1 protein-coding gene is annotated in these 271 nt (G+C 58.7%); it reads right to left on the bottom strand.

Annotated features, from left to right (window positions below; all coding sequences use genetic code 11):
- On the bottom strand, positions 1–271 hold a 271-nt coding region (locus FDX22_RS16010; protein ID WP_146717448.1), incomplete at both ends, for a pyridoxal-phosphate dependent enzyme.

Below are 271 nucleotides of genomic sequence, written 5' to 3'. Positions count from 1 at the left end.
GATGGCTCAAGGCGAATACCTTCTTCCTGCGCCAGCCAGCCCAGCATATCGTACATAGTCTGATCGTCCAGGGTGTACAGTCCGTCGAGCAGGCGTTCCATCGCCCGGCCAACAAAGCCCGAGGCGCGACCGACTGCCAGCCCATCTGCCGCTGTCAGATTATCGATGCCGATATCCTGCACGGAAATGGTATCGTGCAGCCCGGTGTAAATCCCCAGCAGCATGCACGGGGAGTGGGTGGGTTCTGCGAAGAAGCAATGAACGTTGTCAC

This window comes from Citrobacter sp. TBCS-14, assembly GCF_005280805.1.
Taxonomy (GTDB): domain Bacteria; phylum Pseudomonadota; class Gammaproteobacteria; order Enterobacterales; family Enterobacteriaceae; genus Citrobacter; species Citrobacter gillenii.
This window is presented reverse-complemented; position numbering and strand designations above follow the sequence as displayed.